25 protein-coding genes are annotated in these 26374 nt (G+C 74.1%); 8 read left to right on the top strand and 17 right to left on the bottom strand.

Going from position 1 to position 26374, the window contains the following annotated elements; genetic code table 11:
• Positions 1-54: 54 nt before the first annotated feature.
• The gene (locus tag OG767_RS09275) at positions 55-1839 is read right to left on the bottom strand and encodes a hypothetical protein (RefSeq protein WP_405093022.1); all 1785 of its coding nucleotides are present in this window, start codon (positions 1837-1839) and stop codon (positions 55-57) included.
• Positions 1797-3695, bottom strand: a complete 1899-nt coding sequence (locus tag OG767_RS09270; protein WP_405093021.1) for a hypothetical protein — start codon at positions 3693-3695, stop codon at positions 1797-1799. Before OG767_RS09270 ends, OG767_RS09275 begins: the two co-directional genes overlap by 43 nt.
• 144 nt (positions 3696-3839) lie before the next feature.
• Here OG767_RS09270 and OG767_RS09265 point away from each other — a divergent pair, with 144 nt between their 5' ends.
• The gene (locus tag OG767_RS09265; RefSeq protein ID WP_405093020.1) at positions 3840-5033 is read left to right on the top strand and encodes a hypothetical protein; all 1194 of its coding nucleotides are present in this window, start codon (positions 3840-3842) and stop codon (positions 5031-5033) included.
• 97 nt (positions 5034-5130) lie between these two features.
• Here the strand turns inward: OG767_RS09265 and OG767_RS09260 are convergent, their stop codons facing one another.
• From OG767_RS09260 to OG767_RS09240, 5 genes are all read right to left on the bottom strand, one after another.
• Positions 5131-5658: a GNAT family N-acetyltransferase gene (locus OG767_RS09260; protein WP_405093019.1), complete on the bottom strand. Its 528-nt coding sequence runs from the start codon at positions 5656-5658 to the stop codon at positions 5131-5133.
• 78 nt (positions 5659-5736) lie between these two features.
• Entirely contained in the window at positions 5737-7680 is a 1944-nt protein-coding gene (gene dxs, locus OG767_RS09255) for a 1-deoxy-D-xylulose-5-phosphate synthase (protein ID WP_405093018.1), read from the bottom strand.
• A 48-nt stretch (positions 7681-7728) separates the two neighbouring features.
• Positions 7729-8880, bottom strand: coding sequence for an anhydro-N-acetylmuramic acid kinase (locus OG767_RS09250; protein ID WP_405093017.1), 1152 nt, complete (start codon positions 8878-8880; stop codon positions 7729-7731).
• A gap of 54 nt (positions 8881-8934) precedes the next feature.
• On the bottom strand, positions 8935-10173 hold the full coding sequence (locus OG767_RS09245) for a class I SAM-dependent RNA methyltransferase (RefSeq protein ID WP_405093016.1): 1239 nt from the start codon (positions 10171-10173) through the stop codon (positions 8935-8937).
• A gap of 55 nt (positions 10174-10228) precedes the next feature.
• Positions 10229-12280, bottom strand: coding sequence for an APC family permease (locus OG767_RS09240; protein ID WP_405093015.1), 2052 nt, complete (start codon positions 12278-12280; stop codon positions 10229-10231).
• Between the two features lie 157 nt (positions 12281-12437).
• Between OG767_RS09240 and OG767_RS09235 the strand changes: the two genes are divergently transcribed.
• Together OG767_RS09235 and OG767_RS09230 are read left to right on the top strand one after the other, a co-directional pair.
• A complete protein-coding gene (locus OG767_RS09235; protein ID WP_405093014.1) occupies positions 12438-13103 on the top strand; it encodes a potassium channel family protein in 666 nt (221 codons plus the stop codon).
• 3 nt (positions 13104-13106) lie between these two features.
• Positions 13107-13796 (top strand): potassium channel family protein, encoded by a 690-nt coding sequence (locus OG767_RS09230; protein ID WP_396776100.1) that lies wholly within the window; start codon positions 13107-13109, stop codon positions 13794-13796.
• 6 nt (positions 13797-13802) lie between these two features.
• Here OG767_RS09230 and OG767_RS09225 read toward each other — a convergent pair whose 3' ends face one another.
• The 4 genes from OG767_RS09225 to dut all read right to left on the bottom strand — a co-directional run bounded on the left by OG767_RS09225 (position 13803) and on the right by dut (position 16196).
• Positions 13803-14486 carry a DUF3159 domain-containing protein gene (locus tag OG767_RS09225; protein ID WP_405093013.1) on the bottom strand — a complete coding sequence of 228 codons (684 nt, stop codon included), beginning with the start codon at positions 14484-14486 and terminating at the stop codon, positions 13803-13805.
• Positions 14483-14863, bottom strand: a complete 381-nt coding sequence (locus OG767_RS09220; protein WP_107159277.1) for an OB-fold nucleic acid binding domain-containing protein — start codon at positions 14861-14863, stop codon at positions 14483-14485. The genes OG767_RS09225 and OG767_RS09220 overlap by 4 nt, the downstream gene beginning before the upstream one ends.
• Before the next feature lie 165 nt (positions 14864-15028).
• On the bottom strand, positions 15029-15673 hold the full coding sequence (locus tag OG767_RS09215; protein ID WP_405093012.1) for a DUF3710 domain-containing protein: 645 nt from the start codon (positions 15671-15673) through the stop codon (positions 15029-15031).
• 25 nt (positions 15674-15698) lie between these two features.
• On the bottom strand, positions 15699-16196 hold the full coding sequence (gene dut / locus OG767_RS09210) for a dUTP diphosphatase (RefSeq protein WP_199199859.1): 498 nt from the start codon (positions 16194-16196) through the stop codon (positions 15699-15701).
• 82 nt (positions 16197-16278) lie between these two features.
• Between dut and OG767_RS09205 the strand changes: the two genes are divergently transcribed.
• Positions 16279-16770: a DUF3093 domain-containing protein gene (locus tag OG767_RS09205; protein ID WP_405093011.1), complete on the top strand. Its 492-nt coding sequence runs from the start codon at positions 16279-16281 to the stop codon at positions 16768-16770.
• Positions 16771-16789: 19 nt separating this feature from the next.
• On the opposite strand, the gene OG767_RS09200 is transcribed toward OG767_RS09205, so the two are convergent.
• The gene (locus OG767_RS09200; RefSeq protein ID WP_405094171.1) at positions 16790-17518 is read right to left on the bottom strand and encodes a hypothetical protein; all 729 of its coding nucleotides are present in this window, start codon (positions 17516-17518) and stop codon (positions 16790-16792) included.
• Positions 17519-17788: 270 nt separating this feature from the next.
• A complete protein-coding gene (locus OG767_RS09195) occupies positions 17789-18085 on the bottom strand; it encodes a DUF4193 domain-containing protein (protein WP_013284790.1) in 297 nt (98 codons plus the stop codon).
• Positions 18086-18523: 438 nt separating this feature from the next.
• On the opposite strand from OG767_RS09195, the gene OG767_RS09190 reads away from it, so the two are divergent.
• Positions 18524-19039 carry a LytR C-terminal domain-containing protein gene (locus tag OG767_RS09190; RefSeq protein WP_405094170.1) on the top strand — a complete coding sequence of 172 codons (516 nt, stop codon included), beginning with the start codon at positions 18524-18526 and terminating at the stop codon, positions 19037-19039.
• Between the two features lie 96 nt (positions 19040-19135).
• Here OG767_RS09190 and OG767_RS09185 read toward each other — a convergent pair whose 3' ends face one another.
• Positions 19136-19957, bottom strand: coding sequence for an inositol monophosphatase family protein (locus OG767_RS09185; protein ID WP_405093010.1), 822 nt, complete (start codon positions 19955-19957; stop codon positions 19136-19138).
• A 284-nt stretch (positions 19958-20241) separates the two neighbouring features.
• Here OG767_RS09185 and OG767_RS09180 point away from each other — a divergent pair, with 284 nt between their 5' ends.
• Together OG767_RS09180 and OG767_RS09175 are read left to right on the top strand one after the other, a co-directional pair.
• Positions 20242-21843: an RNA polymerase sigma factor gene (locus tag OG767_RS09180; RefSeq protein ID WP_405093009.1), complete on the top strand. Its 1602-nt coding sequence runs from the start codon at positions 20242-20244 to the stop codon at positions 21841-21843.
• Positions 21844-22090: 247 nt separating this feature from the next.
• Positions 22091-22324, top strand: coding sequence for a hypothetical protein (locus OG767_RS09175; RefSeq protein WP_091070720.1), 234 nt, complete (start codon positions 22091-22093; stop codon positions 22322-22324).
• Positions 22325-22396: 72 nt separating this feature from the next.
• Here the strand turns inward: OG767_RS09175 and OG767_RS09170 are convergent, their stop codons facing one another.
• From OG767_RS09170 to OG767_RS09160, 3 genes are all read right to left on the bottom strand, one after another.
• Positions 22397-24130, bottom strand: a complete 1734-nt coding sequence (locus OG767_RS09170; RefSeq protein ID WP_405093008.1) for a DEAD/DEAH box helicase — start codon at positions 24128-24130, stop codon at positions 22397-22399.
• A gap of 176 nt (positions 24131-24306) precedes the next feature.
• Positions 24307-24957, bottom strand: a complete 651-nt coding sequence (locus OG767_RS09165; protein ID WP_405093007.1) for a trimeric intracellular cation channel family protein — start codon at positions 24955-24957, stop codon at positions 24307-24309.
• A 40-nt stretch (positions 24958-24997) separates the two neighbouring features.
• A complete protein-coding gene (locus OG767_RS09160; RefSeq protein ID WP_107159174.1) occupies positions 24998-25216 on the bottom strand; it encodes a DUF3039 domain-containing protein in 219 nt (72 codons plus the stop codon).
• An 87-nt stretch (positions 25217-25303) separates the two neighbouring features.
• Here OG767_RS09160 and OG767_RS09155 point away from each other — a divergent pair, with 87 nt between their 5' ends.
• Positions 25304-26239: a pseudouridine-5'-phosphate glycosidase gene (locus OG767_RS09155; RefSeq protein ID WP_357296772.1), complete on the top strand. Its 936-nt coding sequence runs from the start codon at positions 25304-25306 to the stop codon at positions 26237-26239.
• Positions 26240-26374: the final 135 nt, after the last annotated feature.

The raw sequence follows: 26374 nt of genomic DNA, 5'->3' as shown, positions 1-26374 counted from the left end.
TCTCACCACCAACGTGTTAACAGGGGGCCCCTCCTTCAGCCGCGGACGGGGCGGTCAGCCGAGCAGGGGGCGGACGTCCCACAGGTGCCCGCCGGGGACGTCCCGCCCGGGCCCGACCAGGGCGTCCACGGTCGCGCGTACCGGGTCGCCGGGTGACGAGTCGGCCTGCACCAGCGCCGCCGCCCGCCAGTGCCGCAGGTCCTCGACCGCCTGCCGGCGTTCCGCGTCGCCCACCGGCGGCACCTGGCCGGTCTCGGCGGCCCGGCGCAGCAGCAACGACGTGGGGCGGTCCGGCGCGCCCCACCGGGCGGTCGGGTCGGCGGTCGAGCGCGGCCCGATGAAGTAGCCGCCCGGCGCGTCGAAGGCCAGCCCGGCGCGCGCCGACCAGAACATGGCCGGGCTGACCGCCGCGCCGGTGACCGGTGGCACCGGCACCAGCGTCCGGCCCGGCGGGACGTACGCCCGCCAGCCGCCGCCGGTCACCACGGCCGGCACCGGCGGGACCGGCACGGTGCGGATCGGGGTCGGGACGAGCGGCAGCAGCGCGGCGGCGACCGCGCCGGCCCACAGCGCCCGCCCGCGTGCGGTGCCGCCCGGGACGCGGTCCACCGCCAGCGCCACCAGCACCCCCAGCACCGGTACGCAGACCAGCGCGAACCGCGCCGGCACCACCAGGTCCAGCAGCGGCACGCCGGCGAGCAGCCGGTACGGGCCGGGCAGCCCGGTGTCGTGCCGCCCCACGACCACCGTGGTGCCGAGCGACAGCAGCGCGAACAGCAGGCCGCACGCGGCGAGCGCGCGCACCAGCGGTCGCCGCCACAGCCGCACCGCCACCAGCAGCGCCAGCAACGGCAGGAACGGGCCGAAGAACGAGTTCTGTTCGGTCGGGTTCGGCGACAGCAGCCCGGCCCGGTGGCCGTCCCCGCCCACGGTCTGCCGGGCGGTGGCGGTGAACGAGACCAGGTCGAGCCGGTAGCCGCGGGTGTGGAACGGCATCCCGGTGTAGTGGCCGGGGCCGAGGAACTGGACCCACAGCGGGTACGCCAGCAGCACGCCGGCGACCAGCGCGCCGAGGCCCAGCCGGCCCGCCACCACGGGCGCCAGACGGCGTGCGGTGTCCCGGTCGGCCAGCGCGTACGCCCCGGCCAGCACGCCGGCGGCCAGCGCCAGGAAGACCAGCACCTCCTCGCCGAGGAAGACCTGGTACGCGACCGCGAGCCCGAGCAGCACGCCGTCGCGCCGGATCCGGTCGGTGGCCGGCCGGAACACCAGCGCGAGGATCACCGGGACGAGAAACTGGGCGGCCATGTGCAGGTGCGCCCCGGCCTGCGCCACCATGCCCGGGGCGAACCCGCAGACCAGGCCGCCGACCGCGGCGGCGGCCCGGGAGCGGACCAGCCGGCGGGCCAGCAGCGCGTACCAGGCGGTGGCGGTGCCGGCGAGGCTGAGCGCCACCGCGACCAGGAACGCGGCCTGGCTGCCGAACGCCACGGTGACCGGGGTGAGCGGCACGCCCAGCCCGAGCACCGAGGTGTTGGCCATCAGGTTCACCCCGTGCGGGACGTTCAGCGCGGCGCTGTGCAGCGGGTTCTCGCCGTCGGTCACCGCGCGGGCGGCCCGGGCCAGCATCCATTCGAACAGCATCTGGTCGCCGGCCTGGTGGAACAGCCGCTCCGGGCGGCGCCACTGGTCGGCGGTGAGCAGCACGGCCAGGGCGAGGTAGCCGGCCACCACGAGCGCGTCGACCGGCCGGGGCCACCGCCGCCGGGGCGCGGGCCCGGGGCGGGCCGCCGGGCTCAGGCGGACCGGTCGGTCAGTGTCCGGACGTCCCACACCCACACGTCCAGCTCCTGCCGGGCCGGCCCGACCAGTTGCTCCACGGTGCGCCGCAGCGGCTCGGCGTTCTGCTCGTCCAGCGGCAGCACCACCACCGCCGCGTTCCAGTGCCGCAGCTCGTCCAGGAAGCGACGGCGCTGCCGGTCGTCGAGTTTCGGCGTACGCCCGGTGGACGCCACGTCGGCGAGCAGCTCGCCGATGCCGCTGCGCCGGCCGCCGAAGCGGCCCGGGTCGCCGGTGACGCCGTTGCGCGGCGCGAGGAAGTAGCCGCCGGGGATCTTGAAAGCCAGGTCGGTGCTGGCCGCCCAGCGCATCGGGTCGGTGTTGCCCATCGCCGGCACCGGCACGGAGACCAGCGTCTGGTCCGGCCCGACGTACTGCCGCCACCGGTCGGCGGTGATGAACTCCGGCACCGGTGGGCGGGTGGTGACCCGCAGCGGCATCGGCGCGATCGGCAGCAGCGCGAAGACCAGGCCGGCGGCGGTCAGCGTCCGCGCGGTCCGCCGCTGGACGCCGCGCAGCACCCAGGCGCTGCGCACCGCGTACGCCAGCAGGATCGCCACCGTCACGGTGGTGATCAGGCCGAACCGGGTCGGCACCACGGCGTCCAGCAGTGGCAGCCGCACCAGCAGCTCCCACGGGCCGGTCACCAGTTCCCGGTCCCACCAGGAGATCCGCTCACCGAGCGAGAGCACCGCGAAGAACAGCCCGGTCGCGGCCAGTGCCCGGACGATCACGTCCCGGCGCAGCCAGACCACGATGCCGACGGCCAGCAGCGAGAGGCTCCAGCCGAAGAACGCGTTCTCCTCCGAGTAGTTCGGGGCGAGGTTGACGTTGGCCCGCTCGTTGCCGCCGAACGTGGGCGAGCCGGGGGCGACGAACGCGGCGATGTCGTTGCCGTAGTCGCGGACCGCGTCGCTGAGCCCGTGGTACGCCATCGGGCCGGCGAACTGCACCCAGAGCGGGTACGCCAGCAGCGCGCCGGCCAGCACCGCGCAGACCGCCAGGCCGGTGCCGAGCGGTCGCCACGCGGTGGCCCACCGGTCCCGCTGCTGCACCAGCACGGCGATCAGGAACACCCCGAGCGCCAGCGCGGTGAAGAGCAGGATCTCCTCGTTGATGAACGCCTGAACGACGACCAGCAGGGCGAGCAGCGCGCCGTCGCGGACCGGCCGGGCCGACCGGGTCAGCACCAGCACCCGCCAGACGATGAACGGCAGCAGGAACTGGCTGATGATGTTCGGGTGCCAGTTGGCGTGCGACAGCATCGCCGGTGAGAACCCGCAGAACCAGGCGCCGACCGCGGCGGCCGGCCGGTGCCGGACCAGGTGCCGGGAGAGCACCCGGTACCAGGCGGCGGCGGTGCCGCACAGGCCGAGCGTGACAAGCGTGACGAAGGAGACCGCCGGTCCGAACAGGAGCGTCACCGGCACCATCGGGATGCCGAGCGCCAGGATGGCGGTGTTCGCCATCAGGTTGACCCCGTCGGGGTAGTTGAACTGTTCGGTGAAGAACGGGAACTCGCCGTGCAGCACCACCCGCACCGAGTGGGCGAGGAAGAACTGCACCTGGGCCGGGTCGCTGCTGTAGAGCGCGGCCACCCGACCGGCCGGGTCGGCCCAGATGCCGCTGGTCACCCAGATCGCGGCGAGCAGGAAGGCGGCGTACACCACCAGGTCGATGCGGCGGCGCGTCCACCGCCACCGGCGGCGGGCGGCCGGCGCGGCGTCCTCGGTGGTGGGTGCGGCCGGCGGTTCGGTCCGGGTGACCGGCGGTGGGGGGTCGAGGGTGACGGATCGGGAGCCCGTCGGGGCGGCGGCGGCCGGCGTCGAGGCGCCGCGGGTCTCGGCAGGCGTCACAGTCGGCGGAGTCTACCGGAGCCGGATATTGAGCCACGAATCGCACGTCACGTTCCGCGACGAACGGGTGAGCCGGGCTCCGCCCGGTGACCGCACGTCTCGTACCATGTGGGCTTCCGACCGACGACCGGCGAGGGGATCACTGTGGTTTCAGCCCGCCGAAACGCGGTGACGGGCGCCGCGCTGGCAGCGTTGGCGCTGGCCACAGCCGGTTGCGGGCCGGTGACCGAGCGGCAGTCGGCGGCCCTGCGGGTCGGCTACGACAGCCTGGACGGCTCGCTCGCGGTCTGGCCGCCGCGCGGCAGCCTCGCCGGTGACGCCGCCGCCACCGCCGCGATCACCGCTGCGGTGCGTGACTGGCGCTCGCCGGTCGACGACCGGGTCCACCTGCCCTCCTCCGGCATCCTCTTCTCCGGTGAGGTGGCCGGCGCGCCGCTGGCCCTGGTCGCCGCCGACGTGCCCGGCGAGGCCGCCTCCTGGCTGCTGCAACTGGACCGGGACGGGCAACGGTGGCGGGTGTCGCACGCCACCGAGTACACCGAGGCCGGCTACCTGGTCTACGCCGACGTGCTGCCGGTCCGGCAGCCCACCGGACGCCGCTACCTCACCTCCGCCCGCGTCGAACGCCTGCTCGGCCCGGACGGCCGCACGGTGCCCGGCGCCGACGGCATCACCGAGCCGGTCGCGGTGCCGGCCTGCCGGGCCGTCGAGCTGACCGCGACGCTGCGGCCCACGCCGTCGCTGCCGCGCGGCCGGGCCGCGGACCGCGTCCTCGACCTGGGTACGGCCACCGAAGCGCCCCGCTACCCGCTGGTGCGCGACGAGACCGGTGCCGGCAAACGCGCCCTGACCGGCCTGGACACCTGCGCGCTGGCCGGCGTACGGGGCCCGTTCGGCAGCGTCCCGCGCCGTCTCGGCGACCGGGAGGCGCCCCGTTCGGTGCCCGAGTCCTGGCCGATGGCGAAGATCGCCACGCGCTCGCTGGGTGAGGTGGCGCTCGGCGGCGGGGAGCCGGGCGACCTGGAGCAGTTGAGTTGGGACAGTCCCACCGGGACGATGACCGCCGTGCTCTACCGCCCGGCCGGCGGCGGTGCGCCCGTCGTCTCCCCGGCCGACCGGTCCACCACGCTCCAGGCGTACCCCCTGCCGGTGCCGGGCCAGCCGCTCGCGGTGCTCACCTGGCGCACCCGGGACGCCTCGTTCGCCGCGCCGCCCGGCACCACCCGCCTGGTCGACCGTCCGGGCCTGGTGGTGGTCGAGCAGACCGACGCCAAGCAGACGTTCAGCCTGGCCGGCACCGAAAAAACCTGGTACCGCTCCCTCTCCTCCCCCCGCTGACCCCCACCCTCGACGCCGCCTGAGATCTTGGAAAGAAATGGCCCCCGGAGGGGCACTTTGCTTCCAAGATCTCTCCGGGGGCTGTGGGCGGGCCTTGTCAGGGGTGGGTGAGGCGCATGCCCAGATAGGGAGCGTCGGCGGGACCGGGGCGGCTGGTGCCGTCGGGATGCCAGCCGAGGCGGGTGTAGAAGGCCCGGGCGCGGACGTTGCGCTCCCACACCTCCAGCACACCCACGGACACTCCCTCGGTCTCCAGGTGGCGCAGGAAATGACCGTGCAGCGCGCAGCCGATGCCCCCGGCCCATCGGTCGGGGTCGACGTGGATCTGGTAGAGCTGGGCGGCGTTCGCCTCGGGCACGTGTGGCGGGCCCATGGCCAGCAGACCGACCAGTCGACCGGCCATGCGGGCGCAGCGCACGTGCTTGTGCGGCGCGGCGACGGCGGCCGTCCAACCCTCCCGCTGTTGCCGCGCCGACTCCGGGGTGACGATCTCCTCGACGGGCAATCCACCGGCGCCGTAGTAGGCGATCCGGGCCCGGGTGTGCAGCGCGATGATGTCGTCCAGGTCGGCCGGCCCAGCCTCTCGAATGTCCGTCGCGCCATCCCTCCTGCGTCCGCTCCACACCGCCGACGTGGCGGCGGTCCCCGGAACAGTGGCCGGGCGGCCCCGCGACAGCGGGACCGCCCCGACATGTGACCGGGATCAGTTCTGCGCGGTGGCCCCGTCGGTGGCCGGGTCGACCGGGGCGGCGTCCAGGCCGGAGATCCAGCCGGTGACGTCGCGCGCCACGTCCTGCGCGGTCAGCCCCAGGTCGGCGAGGATCTGCGCGCGGGTGCCGTGCGGGTGCCAGCCGGCGGGTACGCCGAGGTCGCGGACCGGCACGCGGACGTCGGCGTCGCGCATCGCCTGGGCCAGCGCGGAGCCGACGCCACCGACCCGGACGCCGTCCTCGACGGTGACCACGAGCCGGTGTCCGGCGGCCAGCTCGACCAGCTCGGCCGGGATCGGCCGGACCCAGCGCGGGTCGACCACGGTGACGCCGTAGCCCTGCTCGGCGACCCGGGACGCGACCTCCATGCCGAGGCCGGCGAACGAGCCGACCGCGACCAGCAGCACGTCGGTACGCGCCGACTCGGCCAGCACGTCGACCGGGCCGACCCGGCGCACGGCCGGCAGGTCGGCGGCGACGGTGCCGGTCGGGAAGCGCAGGATGGTCGGGCCGTCATCGACGGCGATCGCCTCGCGCAGCTCCTCGCGCAGCGTGGCCGAGTCGCGGGGCGCGGCGATCCGCAGGCCGGGCACCACGCCGAAGACCGACATGTCCCAGATGCCGTAGTGGCTGGGCCCGTCCGGGCCGGTGATGCCGGCCCGGTCCAGCACGAACGTGACCGGCAGCTTGTGCATCGCCACGTCCAGCAGGACCTGGTCGAACGCGCGGTTGAGGAACGTGGCGTAGACCGCGACCACCGGGTGCAGGCCACCCATGGCCAGGCCGGCGGCGGACGTGGCGGCGTGCTGCTCGGCGATGCCCACGTCGTAGACCCGCTCCGGGTACTTGCGGGCCAGCGTGGCGATGCCGGTGGGCTCCGCCATGGCGGCGGTGATGCCGACCACGTCGGGGCGCTCGTCGGCGATCGTCACCAGCTCGTTGGCGAACACGTGGGTCCACTTCACCGACGGCGCGGCGACGAGCTGACCGGTCTCCACGTCGAACGCGCCGGGGCCGTGCAGGCAGTCGGCCTCGTCGTCCTCGGCGGGACGGTAGCCGTAGCCCTTGCGGGTGACCGCGTGCACGATCACCGGGCCGCCGAAGTTCTTCGCCGCGCGCAGCGCCGCCTCGACCGCCGGCACGTCGTGGCCGTCGACCGGGCCGACGTACTTGATGCCGAGGTCCTCGAACATGGCCTGCGGGGCGACCGCGTCCTTGATGCCCTTCTTGACCGCGTGCAGCACCTCGTACATCGGCTTGCCGACGAACGGCGTGTTGCCCAGCGCGTCCTTGACGGTGTCGAGCACCTTCTCGTAGCCGGGGTTGAGCCGCAGCGACGACAGGTGGTCGGCGAGGCCGCCGATGGTCGGCGAGTAGGACCGGCCGTTGTCGTTGACCACGATGATCAGCGGGTTGCCGGCGGTGGCGATGTTGTTGAGCGCCTCCCAGCACATGCCGCCGGTGAGCGCGCCGTCGCCGACCACGGCCACCACGGAGCGCTTCTCGCCGCGCAGCGCGTACGCCTTGGCCAGCCCGTCGGCGTACGACAGGGCGGTGGAGGCGTGCGAGTTCTCGATCAGGTCGTGCTCGCTCTCCGCCTGGCTGGGGTAGCCGGAGAGGCCACCGCGCTGACGGAGCTTGTCGAAGCCCTCCTGCCGGCCGGTGAGGATCTTGTGTACGTACGCCTGGTGCCCGGTGTCGAAGAGGAGCCGGTCGCGCGGGGAGTCGAACACCCGGTGCATGGCCAGCGTGAGCTCGACGACGCCGAGGTTGGGGCCGATGTGCCCGCCGGTGCGGGAGACCTTGGCGATCAGAAAGTCACGGATCTCGGCGCCGAGGATGTCCAGCTGCTCGGCGGTCATCCGCTTCACGTCCTGTGGGCCACGGACGGCGCCCAGCAGCCGACCGTGGTTGGCCGTGCCCTCTTCAACACTCATGACCGGAGAGTCTATCGGCCGTGGCACAGTCCGCAGCCGAGCCGTGGCTCAGGACGCCACCGTCAGCCGACGCGGCGGCGCCGGGGTCGGCACCCCGAACGCCGGCCCGGCCGGGGTCCAGGAGCCGAGCACCGCGGCCCGGGACGCGCCGGTCACCGACGGCACCGCGCCGGGCAGCCCGTGCCAGCTCAGCCAGCCCAGCAGCGCGAACGCGTACGCCTCCTTGGCCTGCGCCGGGACGCCCAGTTCGTCGGTGGTCCGCAGCCGCCAGCGGCCGGCGCCGAGCGCGGCCAGCCGCGCCCGGAGTGTGGGATTACGCACTCCCCCGCCGGCGGCCACCACCTCGGTGACCCGGTGCCGGTCGCACGCGTCCGCGACCGTGCGGGCGGTCAGCTCGGTGAGCGTGGCCAGCACGTCGTCGGCGGCCACCGGTTCGCCGAGCGCGGCCAGCGCGGCGTCCAGGTAGCCGCCGTGGAACAGCTCCTTGCCCGTCGACTTGGGCGGCGGCGCGGCATAATACGGCTCGGCGAGCAGCCGATCCAGCAGCGCGCCGTGCACCCGGCCGGCGGCGGCGCGCGCCCCGTCGACGTCGCAGGGACGGCCCAGGAAGCGCCGGGCGGCGGCGTCCAGCAGCGCGTTGGCCGGGCCCACGTCGTACCCGAGGACCGGCGCCCCGGGGGCGACCACGGTGAGGTTCGCGATCCCGCCGAGATTCAACGCCGCCCGGGATCCGGTGGCGGCGTCGAGCAGCAACGCGTCGAACGCCGGGACCAGCGGCGCGCCCTGCCCGCCGGCCGCCACGTCCGCCGAGCGCAGGTCGTGCAGCACCGGTACGCCGACGCGCGCGGCGACCCGGGCCGGCGCGCCGAGCTGGAGCGTGCCGCGCGCCCGGCCGGCCTCGACCCAGTGGAAGACGGTCTGGCCGTGGGACACGACCGCGTCGACGGCGCCGCCGGCCAGCTCGACGCCGACGGCCGCCGCCTCGGCGAACACCTCGCCGAGCCGGTTGTCGAGCCGGCAGACCGCCTCGATCGTGGTGGCCGCCGGCGGCAGCAGCGCCTCGATCTGCGCCCGCAGGTCGTCCGGGTACGCCAGCTCACGGTGCCCGAGCGGCCGCAACCGCAGCGTGTCCCCGTCGAGCGTGAACTCCCCCGCGGCAACGTCCACCCCGTCGTACGACGTCCCCGACATCAACCCCACGATGCGCAAGGAAGGGCCCCCTTTTAACGGATCCGGTAGAGAAAGGGCCCCGGCTCAACGCGCCGGGGGCAGGAACAGGCCGACCAGCTCGACGTGCTGGGTCATCGGGAACAGGTCGAACCCGCGCAGCGCGGCCAGCCGCCAGCCCGCCTCGGCGAACGTGCGCACGTCCCGGGCGAAGGCCGCCGGGTCGCAGGCCACGTACGCCACCGCCCGTGGGTCGGCGGCCACCACGCCGTGGACCACCGCCGCGCCCGCGCCGGAGCGCGGCGGGTCGAGCACCACCAGGTCGACCGGCCCGGTGACCCGGCGGCGGGCCAGCGCGGTCTCCACCCGGGCCGCGACCACCTCCACGGCGGCCAGGTCGGCCAGGTTCGTCCGGGCCGCGGCCACCCCGTCCGGGGCGGACTCGACGACCGTCACCCGGGCCCCGTCGACCCGGCCGGCGAGCGCGGCGGCGAACAGCCCGGCCCCGCCGTACAGGTCCCAGGCGGTCTCGCCGGGCCGCGGGTCGAGCAGGTCCAGCACGGCGCCGACCAGGGCGTCCGCCGCCGCCGGGTGCACCTGCCAGAAGCCGGACGCGGGCAGCGTGAACGACCGCCCGGCCGCCGTCTCCCGGACCCGCTCCGGCCCGCGCACGGCGGTGGGCACCCCGTCGGCGTACGCGACCACGGCGACGTCCTCGCCGCTGCTGGCGACCGCCTCCACGGCGTCGGCGTCCGGCCAGCGCGCCCCGGTGGGCGGCAGCACCGGCAGCTCCCGGATCGCCGGATGGGCGATCAGGCAGCTGTCGATCGGCACCACCTCGTGCGAGCGGTGCTTGAGCAGCCCGGCCCGGTCGGCGGCGTCGACCGCGTAGCGGACCCGGGAGCGCCAGCCCAGCGGCCCGCCGGGCAGCGCCTCGACCCGGACGCCGAGCGCGTCCACCTGCGCGTCGGTGAGCCGGCCCAGCCGGGTGAGCTGCTCGCGCACCACGGCGAGCTTCCAGTCGAGCTGGGCGGCCGGGGCGACGTGCTGAAGGTCGCAGCCGCCGCACCCGCCCGGCCGGGCGTACGGGCAGGGCGGGGTGACCCGGTCCGGCGAGGCGTCGAGGATCTGCACCGCGTCGGCGCGGGCGAAGCCCCGGTGCAGCTCGGTCACCTCGGCCACCACCCGCTCGCCGGGCAGCGCGTGCCGGACGAAGACCACCTGGCCGCCGACCCGGGCCACGCAGTGCCCGCCGGGGGCGACCGCGTCGACGGTCAGCTCGACCCGCTCGGCCTCCACCAGCCCGGGGCGTTCCGGCGCGCTCACGGCATCACCTTCGTTCGCGACTGCGGGGCTCGCAGGACCGGCTCACACCTCGCGCTCATGAGCGCTCCCCCTGCTCGCCGGAGGGCGTGGCGTCGACCGGCGGCGGCAGGGTGCTGCGCGGTGCGACCCGGGGACCGCGCGCCGGCCCGCGGCTGAGCGTGGCGTCCAGGCGGTCCAGGTTCTTGCTGGCGGTGGACGCGAGCTGCCAGGGCACGCTGGTCACCATCACGCCCGGTTCGAACAGCAGCCGGCCCTTGAGGCGCAGCGCGCTCTGGTTGTGCAGCAGGTTCTCCCACCAGCGGCCCACCACGTACTCCGGGATGAAGACGGTGACCACGTCGCGCGGCGACTCCCGGCGGACCGAGGAGACGAAGTTGAGGATCGGCCGGGTGATCTCCCGGTACGGGGAGTCGATCACGGTCAGCGGCACCGGCAGCTCCCGCCGTTCCCAGTCGGCCTGGAGGTCCCGGGTGTCCTTCTCGTCCACGTTGACGGTCACCGCGGTGAGCGTGTCCGGCCGGGTGGCCCGGGCGTACGCGACGGCCCGCAGCGTGGGCTGGTGCAGCTTGCTGACCAGCACGATGGCGTGGTTGCGGGCGGGCAGCACGGCCCGCTGCTCGGTCGGTTCCAGCTCGGCGGCGACCCGGTCGTAGTGCCGGCGGATGCCCAGCATGACCACGTACATCACGGCCATCGCCGCGATCGCGATCCACGCGCCGAGCAGGAACTTGGTGACCAGCACGATGACCAGCACCACGCCGGTCATGGCCATGCCGAACGCGTTGATGGCCCGGGAGCGGATCATCCGCCGGCGGGCCTCCGGGTCCCGCTCGTTGCGCAGGTGCCGGTTCCAGTGCCGGATCATGCCGGCCTGGGAGAGCGTGAACGAGACGAACACGCCGACGATGTAGAGCTGGATGAGCCGGGTCACCTCGGCCTGGAAGCCGACGATCAGCACCACCGCGAAGACGGCCAGGAAGACGATGCCGTTGGAGAACGCCAGCCGGTCGCCCCGGGTGTGCAGCTGCCGGGGCAGGTAGCGGTCCTGCGCGAGGATCGAGCCGAGCACCGGGAAACCGTTGAACGCGGTGTTCGCGGCCAGGAACAGGATCAGCGCGGTCATCCCGGCGACCACGTAGAGCAGCACCGAGCCGCCGCCGAACACGGTCTCGCCGAGCTGCACGGTGACCGTCTTCTGCACGTAGCCGGCCGGGCCGCCGACGATCTGCGTCGCCGGGTCCTCGACGAACTGGAGGCCGGTGAGCCGGGCCAGCCAGATGATGCCGACCAGCATGGCGACCGCGATGCCGCCGAGCAGCAGCAGCGTGGTGGCCGCGTTCTTCGACTTCGGCGACTTGAACGCCGGTACGCCGTTGGAGATCGCCTCCACGCCGGTGAGCGCCGCGCAGCCGGAGGAGAACGTCCGCAGCAGCAGGAAGATCAACGCGAACCCGGTGACGCTGTGCTCGGCGTGGATCTCCAGGCCGGCGCTCGGCGCGCGCAGGTCGTCGCCGAGCACGAAGACCCGGACCAGGCCGGTCAGCAGCATGCCGCCGATGACGATCACGAAGCCGTAGGTGGGGATGGCGAACGCGGTGCCCGACTCGCGCAGGCCGCGCAGGTTGATCGCGGTCAGCACCACCACCGCGGTGACCGCGATGAGCACCTTGTGGGTGGCCACGAACGGCACCACCGAGCCGAGGTTCGCCACCCCGGAGGAGACCGACACGGCAACCGTCAGCACGTAGTCGACGAGCAGCGCGCTGGCCACCGCGAGCCCGGCCCGCGGACCGAGGTTGACGGTGGCGACCTCGTAGTCGCCGCCGCCGGACGGGTAGGCGTGCACGTTCTGCCGGTAGCTCGCCACCACGGTGAGCATCACCACGACCACGGCGAGCGCGATCCACGGCGAGAAGAAGAACGCGGACGCGCCCGCGATGGAGAGCGTCAGCAGGATCTCGTCCGGCGCGTACGCCACGCTGGAGAGCGCGTCGGACGCGAAGACCGGCAGCGCGATGCGCTTCGGCAGCAGGGTGTGCTGGAGGCGGTCGGACCGGAACGGTCGACCGAGGAGGAGTCGCTTCAGCAGCGAGGTGGGGCTGGCCACAACCGACAAGCGTACGGGCACCCGGCACGGGACGGTGGGGTGGCTGATCACCGCCGCGCGCGCCCGCGCGGTACCGTCGGTGCCCCGCCGGGCGCGGGGACGTGGCAGGCTCGCAGACGACGGGTCGGCGGGCGGCACCGTGGGAGGAGCGGACACCGTGCATGTCGTGATCATGGGTTGCGGCCGGGTCGGGTCGACCCTGGCGCACAGCCTGGAGTCCCGGGGGCACTCGGTGGCGGTGATCGACCAGGACGCGGACGCGTTCCGCCGACTCGGGCCCGACTTCGCCGGCATCACGGTCACCGGCGCCGGCTTCGACGGCGAGGTGCTGCGCGAGGCCGGCATCGAGCGGGCCGACGCGTTCGCCGCGGTCTCCAGCGGCGACAACTCCAACATCATCTCGGCCCGGCTGGCCCGCGAGACGTTCGGCGTCTCCCGGGTGGCGGCCCGGATCTACGACCAGCGCCGCGCCCAGGTCTACGAGCGCCTCGGCATCCCGACCGTGGCGACCGTCCGGTGGACCGCCGACCGGATGCTGCGCCACCTGGTCCCCGAGGGGAACGTGGAGATCTTCCGCGACCTGACCAGCACCGTGTCGATCGTCGAGGTGCCGGTGCACAAGGACTGGATCGGCCGGCCGTTGCGGCAGCTCGAGGAGTCCGCCGGCACCCGGGTCGCCTACCTGACCCGCTTCGGGATCGGCACGCTGCCCACCGCCTCCACCGTGGTGCAGGAGGGCGACCAGGTCTTCATGCTGGTGACCGACGACATCGTCGCCTCGGTCACCTCGGTGGCGGCGGCGCCGCCGGAAGGGGGGCACTGAGTCATGCGGATCGCCATCGCCGGCGCCGGCAACGTGGGCCGCTCGATCGCCCAGGAGCTGATCGACAACGGCCATCAGGTGATGCTGATCGAGCGGCAGCCGAAGATGCTGCGGCCCGACCGGGTACCGACCGCCGACTGGGTGCTGGCCGACGCGTGCGAGCTGGCCAGCCTGGAGGAGGCCAACGTGGCCGGCTGCGACGTGGTGGTCGCGGCCACCGGCGACGACAAGGTCAACCTGGTGGTCTCGCTGCTGGCCAAGACCGAGTTCGCGGTGCCCCGGGTGGTGGCCCGGGTCAACCGGGCGGAGAACGAGTGGCTGTTCACCGAGCAGTGGGGCGTGGACGTCGCGGTCAGCAAGCCGCGGGTGATGGCCGCGCTGGTCGAGGAGGCGGTGACCGTGGGCGACCTGGTCCGGCTGATGACGTTCCGGCAGGGCGAGGCGAACCTGGTGGAGATCACCCTGCCGCCGACCGCGCCCTACGTGGGGCAGCCGATCCACGCGGTGCCGATCCCCCGGGACGCGGCGCTGGTGGCGATCCTGCGCGGCAAGCGGGTGCTGGTGCCCACCCCGGACGACCCGATCGAGGCCGGCGACGAGCTGGTGTTCGTGTGCACCGCCGAGGTGGAGGACGAGGTGCGCGCCGTGATCCTCGGGCCGGAGAGCACCGATCGGTTGCGCGAGCGCTCCTGAGCGGGCTCAGGCGCCGGGCAGCGGGGTGGCGCCGGCGCCCTCCCGGGTGACCCGGCGCACCACCCAGACGGTGATCAGCAGCAGCAGCGCGTACGGCGGGTAGCCCAGGGCGAGCCGGGCCACGCCGAGCGCGGTGTCCTGGTGGGCCAGGTAGAGCCCGGCCTGCACGCCGACCTTGGCCAGCCACACCACGCCCCAGAGCACGGTGAGCTGGGTGAACGTGCGCACCAGCTTGGGGTCGTCGCGCCACTCGGAGCGGCCCTTGGCGACCAGCACCGACCAGATCCAGCCGACCAGCGGCTGCCGGATCGCGGCGGAGAGCAGCAGCGCCAGGCCGTAGCCGATGCCGTAGAGGATGCCGGGGAGGTAGAAGTCCCGCTCGTTGCCGGTCCGCCAGGCGATGGCCGCGCCGATGCCGACGCCGAACAGCCCGTTGACCGCGTGTCGCACCGGCCGGCGCTGGATCAGCCGGAGCACGGCGATCAGCAGCGCCACCGCGACCGAGGCGATCACGGCGGGGCGCAGCTCGCCCACCACGTTGGCGATCACGAAGACCACCACCGGGATGCTCGACTCGACCAGGCCGCGCCAGCCGCCGAGCTGGTCGGCCATCTGCTCGGCGATGCTGGGCAGCCGCTCCTCGTCCTGCGGGTCGAGGCCCGACGGGGTGTGCTGCTGTCCGGTCGTCACTTCGGCGGCTCCAGCTCGTAGTACGGGTTGTAGATCACCTTGCGGTCGTCCCGCACGGCCACCCGGCCGTGGGCGGTGAGGTGCCGGCCCGGCTCGATCCCGGCGATGTGCCGCCGGCCCAGCCAGACCAGGGTGACCACGTCGTTGCCGTCGTAGAGGTCGGCCTCCAGCGTGGGCAGGTTGGTGCGCGGCGTGTAGACCACGGTGCGCAGCCGCCCGGCCACCGAGACCACCTGGCCGCGGTTGCACTGGTGGGTGGGGGTGCCGCCGGATTCGGCGCTCTCCCGGCGCAGCTCCTGCGCCTCGATCTCGGCCTCGCTCGCGGTGAACCGTTGCAGCAGCCGCCGCAGCGACACCCGGCCCTGGTCGGTCGTCATGACCTCCGCGTCACCTCTCCGCACCGGGGTCCCGCGGATGGCGGAACCGTCCCGCCAGCGTACGCCGGTCCGGCCGGCGTGCGGGACCGGCGGCACGCCGGGCGGACACGCCGCGGGCCCGGTCCCGCCGGCTCGGAGCCGACGGGACCGGGCCCGGCGCGTGTCTCAGACCTCCTGCGGACCGGCGGCCTGCTGCTCGGCGGCCTGCTGCTCGGCCACCTCGCGCGGCAGCCGCAGCGGCAGCGGCTCGCGGACCGGCTTGGCCTCCTGGCCGCGGTCCACCACCAGGCCGTCCAGGCAGGCCGCGAGCGGGCCGCCGGCGGCCGGGTCGACGGCCGCCTGGCCCTGGAAGACGCCCCGCACCATCCAGCGCGGCCCGTCGATGCCGATGAACCGCAGGTCGGTCACGCCGTCCGGGGTGCGGACCTGGGCCCGCAGCTCGGTGCCGCGCTCCCCCTCGACCTCCTGGGCGGCGGCGCCGTCGTTCAGCAGCGAGGTGCGGATCTCCTCGCGCACCTCGTCCCAGATGCCCTCCGAGCGGGGCGCGGCGAACACGCCGAGCTGCAACGCGTTCTGCCCGTGCACCAGCACCACCTGCTGGATCACGCCCTGCGGGTCGGCCTGCACCCGCACCTCCACGTCCGGCACCGCCGGGATCTGGATGCTGCCCAGGTCGAGCCGGGGCGCGTCGGGCGCCTCGCTGACGTCGTAGGGGCCACGAGCCGGCGCCGCCGGGGTCTCCCCGGCGTCGAGGACCCCGTTGTCACGCGCGTGCCGCGCCTCGTCGGCCCGCTTCCGGGAGAAGATCACTGCGCCCACCCTCCGCTGTTCGCACTCACCCTGCCACCTCTTCGCTCTGCCCGCCGCCCGGAGCCGGAACCAGCCCGGCGTGCCCGCCGGTGGACCCGTGCCCGCCGGTCCCGCGCCGGGAGCCGGGCAGCTCGGCCACCGGCCGGAACTCGGCCCGGGCGACCCGCTGGACCACCAACTGCGCGATCCGGTCGCCCCGGCTGATCCGCGCCGGCGTGTCCCGATCATGGTTGATCAGGTTGACCAGGATCTCACCCCGGTAGCCGGCGTCGACCGTACCGGGCGCGTTGAGCACCGTCACGCCGAGCCTGGCGGCCAGCCCCGACCGGGGGTGGACCAGCCCGACGTACCCCTCCGGCAGCGCCACCGCCACGCCGGTGGGCACCAACGCGCGCCCGCCGGGCGGCAGCTCCACGTCCGCGGCGGCCACCAGGTCCGCGCCGGCGTCGCCGGGATGGGCGTACGCCGGCAGCGGCAGCTCCGGGTCGAGCCGCCGTACGGGCACGGGTACGACATCTGTCACGGTCATCCTCTTCCGTCCGGTCCTCGGGGTGCCCTGCCATCCTGCCGGTTGGCCGGCCCGCCACGCGCCGTACCCTCGCAGTGTGCGTCAGTCGTCATCCCCGGCCGCCCCGACGGCCACCCCCGCGCCGTACGCGGAGCGCCTGGGGCTGCCCTGGTGGGCCTGGCCCGCCGGGCTGGCCGTGGCCGGGCTGCTCGCCGCCGAGCTGTGGCTGGGCGCGACCGGCTTCCGGGCCTGGCTGCCGTTCGTGCTGCTGATCCCCGGCACGGTGGCCGCCCTGTGGTGGCTGGGCCGGATCCGGGTCGAGGTACGCGACGGCGAGCTGCGGGTCGACGACGCCCACCTCCCGGTGCGCCACGTGGCGGACGCGGTGCCGCTGGACGCGGCCGGCCGGCGCGAGGTCCTCGGCGTCGGCGCCGATCCGCTCGCGTTCGTGGTGCAGCGCCCCTGGATCGGCGGCGCCGTGCAGGTGGTGCTGGACGACCCGGCGGACCCCACCCCGTTCTGGGTGGTCAGCACCCGGCACCCGGTGGAGCTGGCGACCGCGCTGCTGACCGCCCGCGACACGGCCTGACCGCTCCCCGTCCCGGCCGTCAGCCCCGCTTGTGGGGCAGGCCGCGGGACGTGTGCCGGAGGTCCTTGCGGAGTTGCTCGCCGAGCGTGCGGGTGGCCCGCCGGTTGAGGTACGCGGCCACCGCGGCGCCGGTCAGGAACGGCCCGAGCGTGGTGAGATTGCGGCCGAAGCGACGCAGCATGCTGTCCCGCAGCTCGCGGCGGGCGGCGGTGCCCAGCACGGCGCTCACCCCGACGCCGGGCATCATCGGGTTGATCCCCCGCTGGCCGGCCCAGGACTGCACGAGCGCCACGGCACGCGCGGTGCCGCCGGTGGGCAGCGGCATCCGGTGGAGTTCGTGCAGTTCCCCGATGAGCTTCAACTCGATCGCCACCACGGCGACCGTCTCGGCGGCCAGCAGGACCGGGGCGGAGAGCAGGGTGGGCGTGACCGCCCACTCGACCGCGGCGACCCCGCCACCGGCCGCGCCGACCCCGGCGGTGGCCCGGGACGCGTTGCGGACCAGCCGGTCGGCGAGCGCGTCGTCGTCCAGGCCGGGGAAGTGCCGCCGCAGCGTGGCGAGGTCACGGATCGGCACGTGCGGCGCGACCTCGGCGACGGTCTCGGTCATCCAGCGCAGCGCGGCCTTGGGCTTGAACAGGTCGGTGAGACCGCGCGCCCGGGCCTGGCCGACCAGCCGGACCAGCAGTTGCCGGCGGCGGGCCGGGGCGATGTCGTCGGCGGTCAGGGCGGCGACCGTGGCGCCCAACTCCTCGCCGGTCGGCGTCGCGGCCGGCTCGACGGTCTCCTCCGCGCGCGCCGGAACGGTGGTCGGGTCCGGGACGGACGGTGTCGGTCCCGTCTCCGGGACTCCCGTCCGGTCATCCCGCTCGCTGCGCTCGCTCACCCGTCCGCCCTCCTGCTCCCGCGCGGCCGGCAGCCGCCCGTACGAGTCAAGCAGCTTCCGGCCACCGGCGCACGGCGGCTCGAACAGCGGCGGCCCCGACGAGGAGGCCGCCGCCGGTGTCCCGGCTCGGGATCAGACGCACTCTCGGCAGATCAGGTCTCCGTTGCGCTCCACCGCGAGCTGGCTGCGGTGGTGGACCAGGAAGCAGCGCGCGCACCGGAACTCGTCCTGCTGCATCGGGAGCACCTTGACCGTGAGCTCCTCGTCGGCCAGGTCGGCGCCGGGCAGCTCGAAGCTCTCGGCCACTTCGGCCTCGTCGACGTCCACGGCGCCCGACTGTGAGTCGACCCGCCGGGCCTTGAGCTCCTCGAGGCTGTCCTCGCCGAGGTCGACCTCGTCGCGACGCGGGGCGTCGTAGTCGGTGGCCATCGGTTTCACTCTCCAATATCGATATGGTCGCTGCCGGTTGTAACGCCGGACGACGCCGTTTCGGTTCCCCTGGCCGGCCACCAACTGTGTCGGGCACCCGACCCGACGACCGGTGGGCCGGGTTCGCCGGAGCGGAACCCTCCGGCGAGCGCGGAACCTTACCCCCCCTTTGGGCGAGGCATGTATACCGCCCTCGCGGGAGAGATGTACGCCCCTGCGCCCGAAGTTGTTCCCAATGTGACTCAGGCGACACGAAGATAGGGGTAGTCCTACCCGTTCCCCCCGTGGCGCGCCGGCATGTCGGACTGTTTCCACGCGGGAGCCGGACAAGGGTTAACCTCAGCGGCGTACTCCGACGGTCGACAGACGCGGCCCGACCGCGCCGGCCGCCGCCACCCAATCACTGTCCGGGGAGCGCCCAGGATGAGTTTTGCGCGAGTGCGGGCACTCGTTGTCGTCGGACTGCTGGCGGTCATCGCCCTGGTCTTCGTGGTCGTCGCCGTGGTCCGCGACAGTCAGGGCACGGCCGGCACCGCCGCCGACTGCCCCGACGGCTGGCCGCTGGTCGACCTGCGACTGCGCGAGCAGAAGGACGTGAAGATCAACGTCTACAACGCCACCGACGAGTCCGGCCGGGCCGGCGGCGTGGCGGACGACTTCCGCAACCGCAAGTTCCAGGTCAAGAAGGTCGGCAACGAGTCGAAGGAGGTCGACGGCGTGGCGGTGCTGCGCTTCGGCCCCAAGGGCGTCGGCTCGGCCCACCTGCTCCGGGCCTACTTCCTCAACAACGCCGAGCGGGTGTTCCTGCCGGACCGCAAGGACGACACCGTCGACGTGGTCCTCGGCAACGGGTTCCAGCAGTTGGCCACCACCACCGAGGTGAACCAGTCGCTGGGTGACCTGGGCGCTCCCGAGGCGCCGCCCGAGACGTGCCCGATGCCGGTCGAGAAGTGACCCGTGGGCCGGCCCGCCGGCCCGACGACGACGCAGGGCGGTCTCCGCGGTTCGGGAGGCCGCCCTCGTCGCGTACCCGTGGTTGGTGACCGGTCGTCACGGCCCGCCGGCGGCGTCCAGGTCGGCGAGCCGGGTGTGCAGCGGGCCGTGCAGCGCGGGCGGCGCGGCGAGCGCCAGGTCCGGTCCGGCCGGCCGGCCGGACAGGCCGGTCACCAGCAGCCCGGCCTCCCGGGCGACCAGCCCGCCCGCGGCGAGGTCCCAGGCGGCCAGCCCCTTCTCGAAGTACGCGTCCACCCGTCCCTCGGCGGCCAGGCATAGGTCGAGCGCGGCCGCACCCATCCGGCGGATGTCGCGCACGTGCGGGATCAGCTCGGCGACCACCCGCGCCTGGTGCGCGCGGCGGCCCGCGTCGTACCCGAAGCCGGTGGCGACCAGCGCCTGCCCGAGGTCGGCCTCGGCGGAGCAGCGCAGCCGCCGGCCGTCCCGCCAGGCGCCGCCGCCCGCGGTCGCGGTCCACTCCTCGCCGGTGAACACGTTGCGCACCACGCCGGCGACGACCTCGCCGGCCACCTCGGCGGCGAGCGAGACCGCGCAGTAGGGCAGCCCGTAGAGGTAGTTGACGGTGCCGTCGATCGGATCGACGATCCAGCGCACCCCGTCCCCCGCGACCGGACCGGCCCCGGCCGCGCCGTACTCCTCGCCCAGCACCGCGTCGGCGGGCCGCCGGTCCCGCAACGCGGCCAGCACCTGCCGCTCCACCGCCCGGTCGGCGGCGGTGACCACGTCGGTCGCGGTGCTCTTGGTCGCGGCCACCGAGACGCCCTCGGCGCGCATCCGGTGGGCGGTGGCCGCGGCGTCCCGGGCCACCTCGACGGCGATGGTGAGCAATTCCCGCGGCGTGGGCGCCGAGGCGATCATGTTCGTCCCCTTCCCGCGCGGCCCGGACCGGCCTGGCCGTGCGTGGGTATCATCCTTACAAAGTCCACATCTGCGTCGAATCGGCGGTCCCGGACCGCCGGTACGCCGTGCTGCGCAGGATGATCGCGGCAGACGGCGTTACAATTCACCCTGCCCACGCGCCACGGACCGCCAACGACCGGACGGACCGGGACACGGGGGTCCCTCAACGACTCGCCCGGCACGGCCCCGTGCTGCGCCGGACGACCCGGCCGTGCTCGCTCTTCGCCTCCGGAAGGTCATTCGTGACAGAACCCCGCCAGACCGGCGCCGACGTTCGCTCGCTCACCGACACCCTGATCGCCCACGCCCAGAGCGCCGGCGGTCAGCTCACGTCGGCCCAGCTCGCGCGCACCGTCGAGTCCGCTGAGGTGACCCCGGCCCAGGCCAAGAAGATCCTCCGCGCGCTCTCCGAGGCGGGCGTGACGGTCGTGGTGGACGGCTCCGCGAGCACCCGCCGCCGGGTCGCCGCGGCCCGGTCCGCCACCCCGGCTTCCCGGGCCACCACCGCCAAGACCACCAAGAAGGCGGCCGCACCCGCCCCGAAGCAGGCGCCCGCCGCCGACGAGTCCCCCGCGCCGGCGCCCCGGAAGGCGACGGCCCGCAAGGTCGCCGGCACCACCGCCGAGGTGGCCGGCAAGGCTGCCGTCCCGGCCAAGGCCACCAAGGCGACCCGGGCCACGAAGGCCACCGTGGCCGCCAAGACGGCCGCGGCGAAGCCGGCGAAGGCCGGCGAGGGCGCCGAGGGTGAGGTCGACCCGGAGGAGCTGGCCGCCGAGATCGAGGACGTGGTGGTCGAGGAGCCGGCCGAGCTGGCCCAGGCCGCCGAGGCCGACGCCGCGAACTCCGCCACCGACAACGACTTCGAGTGGGACGACGAGGAGTCCGAGGCGCTCAAGCAGGCGCGTCGGGACGCCGAGCTGACCGCCTCCGCCGACTCGGTCCGGGCCTACCTCAAGCAGATCGGCAAGGTGCCGCTGCTCAACGCCGAGCAGGAGGTCGAGCTCGCCAAGCGGATCGAGGCCGGCCTCTACGCCGCCGAGCGGCTGCGCGCCGCCGACGAGGGCGAGGAGAAGCTGGTCCGCGATCTGCAGCGCGACCTGATGTGGATCTCCCGGGACGGCGAGCGGGCCAAGAACCACCTGCTGGAGGCGAACCTCCGACTCGTGGTCTCGCTGGCCAAGCGCTACACCGGGCGCGGGATGGCCTTCCTCGACCTGATCCAGGAGGGCAACCTCGGCCTCATCCGGGCCGTCGAGAAGTTCGACTACACCAAGGGCTACAAGTTCTCCACGTACGCCACCTGGTGGATCCGCCAGGCCATCACCCGCGCCATGGCCGACCAGGCCCGCACCATCCGTATCCCGGTGCACATGGTCGAGGTGATCAACAAGCTCGGCCGGATACAGCGCGAGCTGCTCCAGGATCTGGGCCGCGAGCCCACTCCGGAGGAGCTGGCCAAGGAGATGGACATCACACCGGAGAAGGTGCTGGAGATCCAGCAGTACGCCCGGGAGCCCATCTCGCTCGACCAGACCATCGGTGACGAGGGGGACAGCCAGCTCGGCGACTTCATCGAGGACTCCGAGGCCGTCGTGGCGGTCGACGCGGTGTCGTTCTCGCTGCTCCAGGACCAGCTCCAGCAGGTCCTCCAGACGTTGTCCGAGCGTGAGGCGGGCGTGGTGCGCCTGCGCTTCGGCCTCACCGACGGCCAGCCGCGCACCCTGGACGAGATCGGCCAGGTGTACGGCGTGACGCGGGAGCGCATCCGGCAGATCGAGTCCAAGACCATGTCCAAGTTGCGGCACCCCTCGCGTTCCCAGGTGCTCCGCGACTACCTGGACTGACCGCGCACGTCAACCAGACGTGTCGGTTTGATCACCACCCGTAGAACACCGATCCTTGATCGGTCGGTTGCCTGTTTGTGATCGTTGACGTGGCACCCTTGGTGCACGGCACACTGTCTTCCACGCCAGGTGTGACCTCGGTCCCCCGCGGGCACACAGGGAAGGCAGGGCCCGAGATGGGTGTTGCAGGATAGGTGAGCAACGACCGACGAGTGTGTTCATCGGTGACGACCAGAGGAGGAAGGCGATGACCCCGACCCTCACGCCGCCGCCCGAGACGGTGAGCCCCCCGGCCGCCGATGAACGGTGCGACCGCTGTAATGCTGCCGGCAAGCTCCGGATCACCCTCTCGGGTGGGAGTGAGCTGGTGTTCTGTGGGCACCACGCGAACAAGTACGCGGAGGATCTCGTGAAGATCACCGTGCGGTACGCGACGGACCCGGAGTTCAGTTGGCGCGGCACCGATCTCATGGCGAACTGAGTCCGACAGACAACGAGTAACTCGACATAACCGGCCGGAGGCACCGCACGAGGTGCCTCCGGCCGGTTTCTGTCACAACGTCTGCACGGTGGCGATGCGCTCCTCGAGCTGCTCGATCGTCGCCTGGGCGCTGGGCGGGCCGCCGCAGAGCCGGCGCAGCTCGGCGTGGATCTTGCCGTGCGGCTGGCCGGTGCGATGGTGCCGGGCGGCCACCAGGGCGTTCAGTTGCCGCCGTAGCGCCACCCGACGCTGGGCCGCGCTCATCGGTGGGGGCGCCGCCGCCGGGGCCGCAGCGGCCGGCTCAGCGGCCCGCTGGGCCGCCCGGCGCTTCTGCGCGGCGAGTTGGTCGGCCTGCCGCTTGGTCAGCAGCAGCGAGACCTGGTCGGCGGTGAGCAGGCCGGGGAGGCCGAGGTATTCCTCCTCCTCCGGCGTGCCGGCCTGGGCGGCGGTGCCGAACGACGCGCCGTCGAAGATCACCTGGTCCAGTTCGGCGGTCGCGGAGAGCGCCGCGAACCGCTTCTCCAGCTCGCCGCTGGCCCCGTCCTCGCGTTGGGCGCGCTCCAGCAGGTCGTCGTCGAAGCCGTCGGAGTCCTTGGGCTTGCCGAGCACGTGGTCCCGCTCGATCTCCATCTCGCTGGCCAGCCCGAGCAGGTGCGGCACGCTGGGCAGGAAGACCGAGGCGGTCTCGCCCGGTCGGCGGGCCCGGACGAAACGGCCGATCGCCTGCGCGAAGTAGAGCGCGGTGCTGGCGCTCGTCGCGTACACGCCGACGGCCAGCCGGGGGATGTCCACGCCCTCGGACACCATCCGCACCGCGACCAGCCAGCGCTGCTCGGAGGCCGCGAACGTCGCGATCCGCGCGGACGCGCCCTGGTCGTCGGAGAGCACCACGGCGGCCTTCTCACCGGTCACCTGCTCCAACAGCTTGGCGTACGCGCGGGCGACCTGCTGGTCGGTGGCGATGACCAGGCCGCCCGCGTCCGGCATGCCGTTGGCGCGCAGCGTGCTCAGTCGGGCGTCGGCGGCACGCAGCACCTGCGGCATCCAGTCGCCGGCCGGGTCCAGCGCGGTACGCCACGCCTGCGCGATCAGGTCCTGCGTCATCGGCTCGCCCAGCCGGGCGGCCAGCTCGTCGCCGGCGTTGGTGCGCCACCGGGTCTCCCCGGAGTAGGCCAGGAACAGCACCGGCCGGACCACGCCGTCGCGCAGCGCGTCTGCGTAGCCGTAGACCGAGTCGGCGCGGGAGCGCAGCAGCCCGTCCCCGCCGCGCTCGTAGCTGATGAACGGGATCGGGTTGTCGTCGGAGCGGAACGGCGTGCCGGTGAGCATCAGCCGGCGTACCGCGGGTTCGAACGCCGCCTTGACGCCGTCGCCCCAGGTGCGGGCGTCGCCGGCGTGGTGGATCTCGTCGAGGATGACAAGCGTCCGCCGGGTCATGGTGCGCCGCCGGTGCACCTGCGGCGCCATGCCGACCTGGGCGTACGTGACCACCGCGCCGTGGAAGTCGGCGGCGGAGTGCAGGTCGGCGTTGCGGAACGCGGCGTCGAGCTGGATGCCGACCCGGGCCGCGGCCTCCGCCCACTGGGTCTTCAGGTGCTCCGTCGGCGCGACCACGGTGACCGCCTCGACGGTGCCGTCGGCGAGCAGCTCGGCGGCGATCCGCAGGGCGAAGGTGGTCTTTCCGGCGCCGGGGGTGGCGACCGCGGTGAAGTCCTCGGCCCGGCGGCGCAGGTATTCCACCATCGCCTTGCGTTGCCAGGAACGCAGTGGTGGGAACGTGTCGAGCGCCGGCAACCGCGGTGGCACGGGTAGCTCCTCTCCGCCGCGGACGGCGACGGGCCCGACCGGGGCCACGGGGGCCGCCGCCCATGAAAACGCCCTCGCGCATCCGTGCCGCGAAGGCCGACTCAGCATAACCAGCGGGCCCCGGCCGCCCCACCCGACGCCACGCTGGTCACATCCGCCCACCCGGGCGGGACGGCTCAGGGCAGTGGTCCCCGGGCGCCGGTGCGGGGCGGGCGCGTCATCGGCACCGGGGCGGACCAGCGCCGGCGCAGCGAGATCAGCCGCAGCCCGAAGACGAAGACCGCGGCACCGGTCAGCGGCCCGGTGGTGGCCTGCCCGTACGTCGACAGCACCGTCACCGCGATCGAGCCGGCGAGCGCGGCCACCGCGTAGATCTCCCGGCGCAGCACCACCGGGATCTCGCCGGTGAGCAGGTCCCGGCCCAGCCCGCCGCCGATCGCGGTGAGCATGCCGATCATGCAGGCGCCGACGGCCGGCACGTGCGCGTCGAGCGCCTTGAGCGTGCCGGTGACGGTGAACAGGGCCAACCCGGCGGCGTCCAGCACCAGCACGGTGGTGCGCAGCCGGGCGAGCTGCGGGTGCAGCCGGAACACGGCGGCGGCGGTGACGGCCGCGGTGACCGCGTACCGCCAGTCGGCGAACGCCAGCGGGGGCACCTCGTCGATGACCAGGTCACGGAAGATGCCGCCGCCGAGGGCGGCGACCACACCGACGAAGACCACCCCGAACAGGTCGAGCCGTTTGGCCACCGCCGCGGAGGCGCCGGAGGCGGCGAAGACCGCCACGCCGGTGAGGTCGGCGAGGAGCAGGGCGGTGGAGGTGGTCATCGGCGCAGGTTACGTGGGCGGGCGGCGGAGCCGCCCGCGATCACTCGCCCCAGGACTCGTAGATCTCCTTGCACTTCGGGCAGACAGGTGAACCGGGCTTGGCGGCCTTGGTCACCGGGAAGGTCTCCCCGCACAGCGCGATGACGTACGTGCCCATGACCGCGCTCTCGGCGATCTTGTCCTTGCGCACGTAGTGGAACATCTCGGGGCCGGTGTCGGCCTCCTTCTGCTCCGGGCGCTCCAGAATCTCAGTGCTCACGTCCCCACCTCCGGCTTCCCAGTTTTGCAGGCCGGCCGGGTCGGGTCCACCACGGCCCTCCGGCGGGCGGCCCGTACCGTAACGGAAGTGACCAACTTTCGCATCAGTCTCGGTGGTGAGGTGGCCGACGCCCTGCGCGCCGGGCGGCCGGTCGTGGCGCTGGAGAGCACCATCGTGTCGCACGGCCTCCCCCGCCCGGACAACCTGCGCGTGGCGCGGCAGATCGAGCAGGCGGTCCGGGACGCGGGCGCGGTCCCGGCCACCATCGGCATGGTCGGCGGCGAGCTGCGGGTCGGGCTCGACGACGCCCAACTCACCCGGCTCGCCACGGTCGACGGCGTGAGCAAGCTCTCGGTCCGCGACCTGGCGCCGGCGGCGGCGACCGGCGCGGACGGCGCCACCACGGTGGCGGCCACCAGCGCGGTGGCGGCGGCGGCCGGCATCGGCGTGTTCGCCACCGGCGGGCTGGGCGGGGTGCACCGGGAGGCGGCGCACACGTTCGACGAGTCGGCGGACCTGGTCACGCTGGCCCGCACGCCGATCGCGGTGGTCTGCGCCGGCGTGAAGTCGATCCTGGACGTGGGCGCCACGCTGGAGCGGCTGGAGACGCTGGGGGTGGGCGTGGTGGGCTACCGCACCCGCCGGTTCCCCGGCTTCTACCTCACCGACGCCGGCTTCGACCTGGACTGGTCGGTGGACTCGCCGGAGCGGGTGGCCGACGTGCTGGCCGCCCGCGCCGAGCAGGGTGTGCACACCGGTGGGCTGATCGTGGCCAACCCGCTGCCGGCCGACGAGCAGCTCGACCCGGCGCTGCACGACCGCACGCTCGCCGACGGGTTGGCGGCGCTGGCCCGGGAGGGGATCACCGGCAAGGCGGTGACCCCGTTCCTGCTGGCCCACTTCCACGCCGCCACCGAGGGCGCCAGCCTGGCGGTGAACGTCCGGATCATCCTGCGCAACGCCGACCTGGCGGCGCGCATCGCGGTCGCCGCGGCGACCCGACCCGCCGCCGGCCCGGCATGAGCGAACGCACCGAGCGCAGCGAGGGCCGTGAGGGCATGCCCAGCCAGCACCGCATGAGCGAACGCACCGAGCGCAGCGAGGGCCGTGAGGGCATGCCCAGCCAGCACCGCATGAGCGAACGCACCGAGCGCAGCG

The sequence above is a fragment of the Micromonospora sp. NBC_01392 genome (assembly GCF_045040125.1).
Classification (GTDB): Bacteria; Actinomycetota; Actinomycetes; order Mycobacteriales; family Micromonosporaceae; genus Micromonospora.
This window is presented reverse-complemented; position numbering and strand designations above follow the sequence as displayed.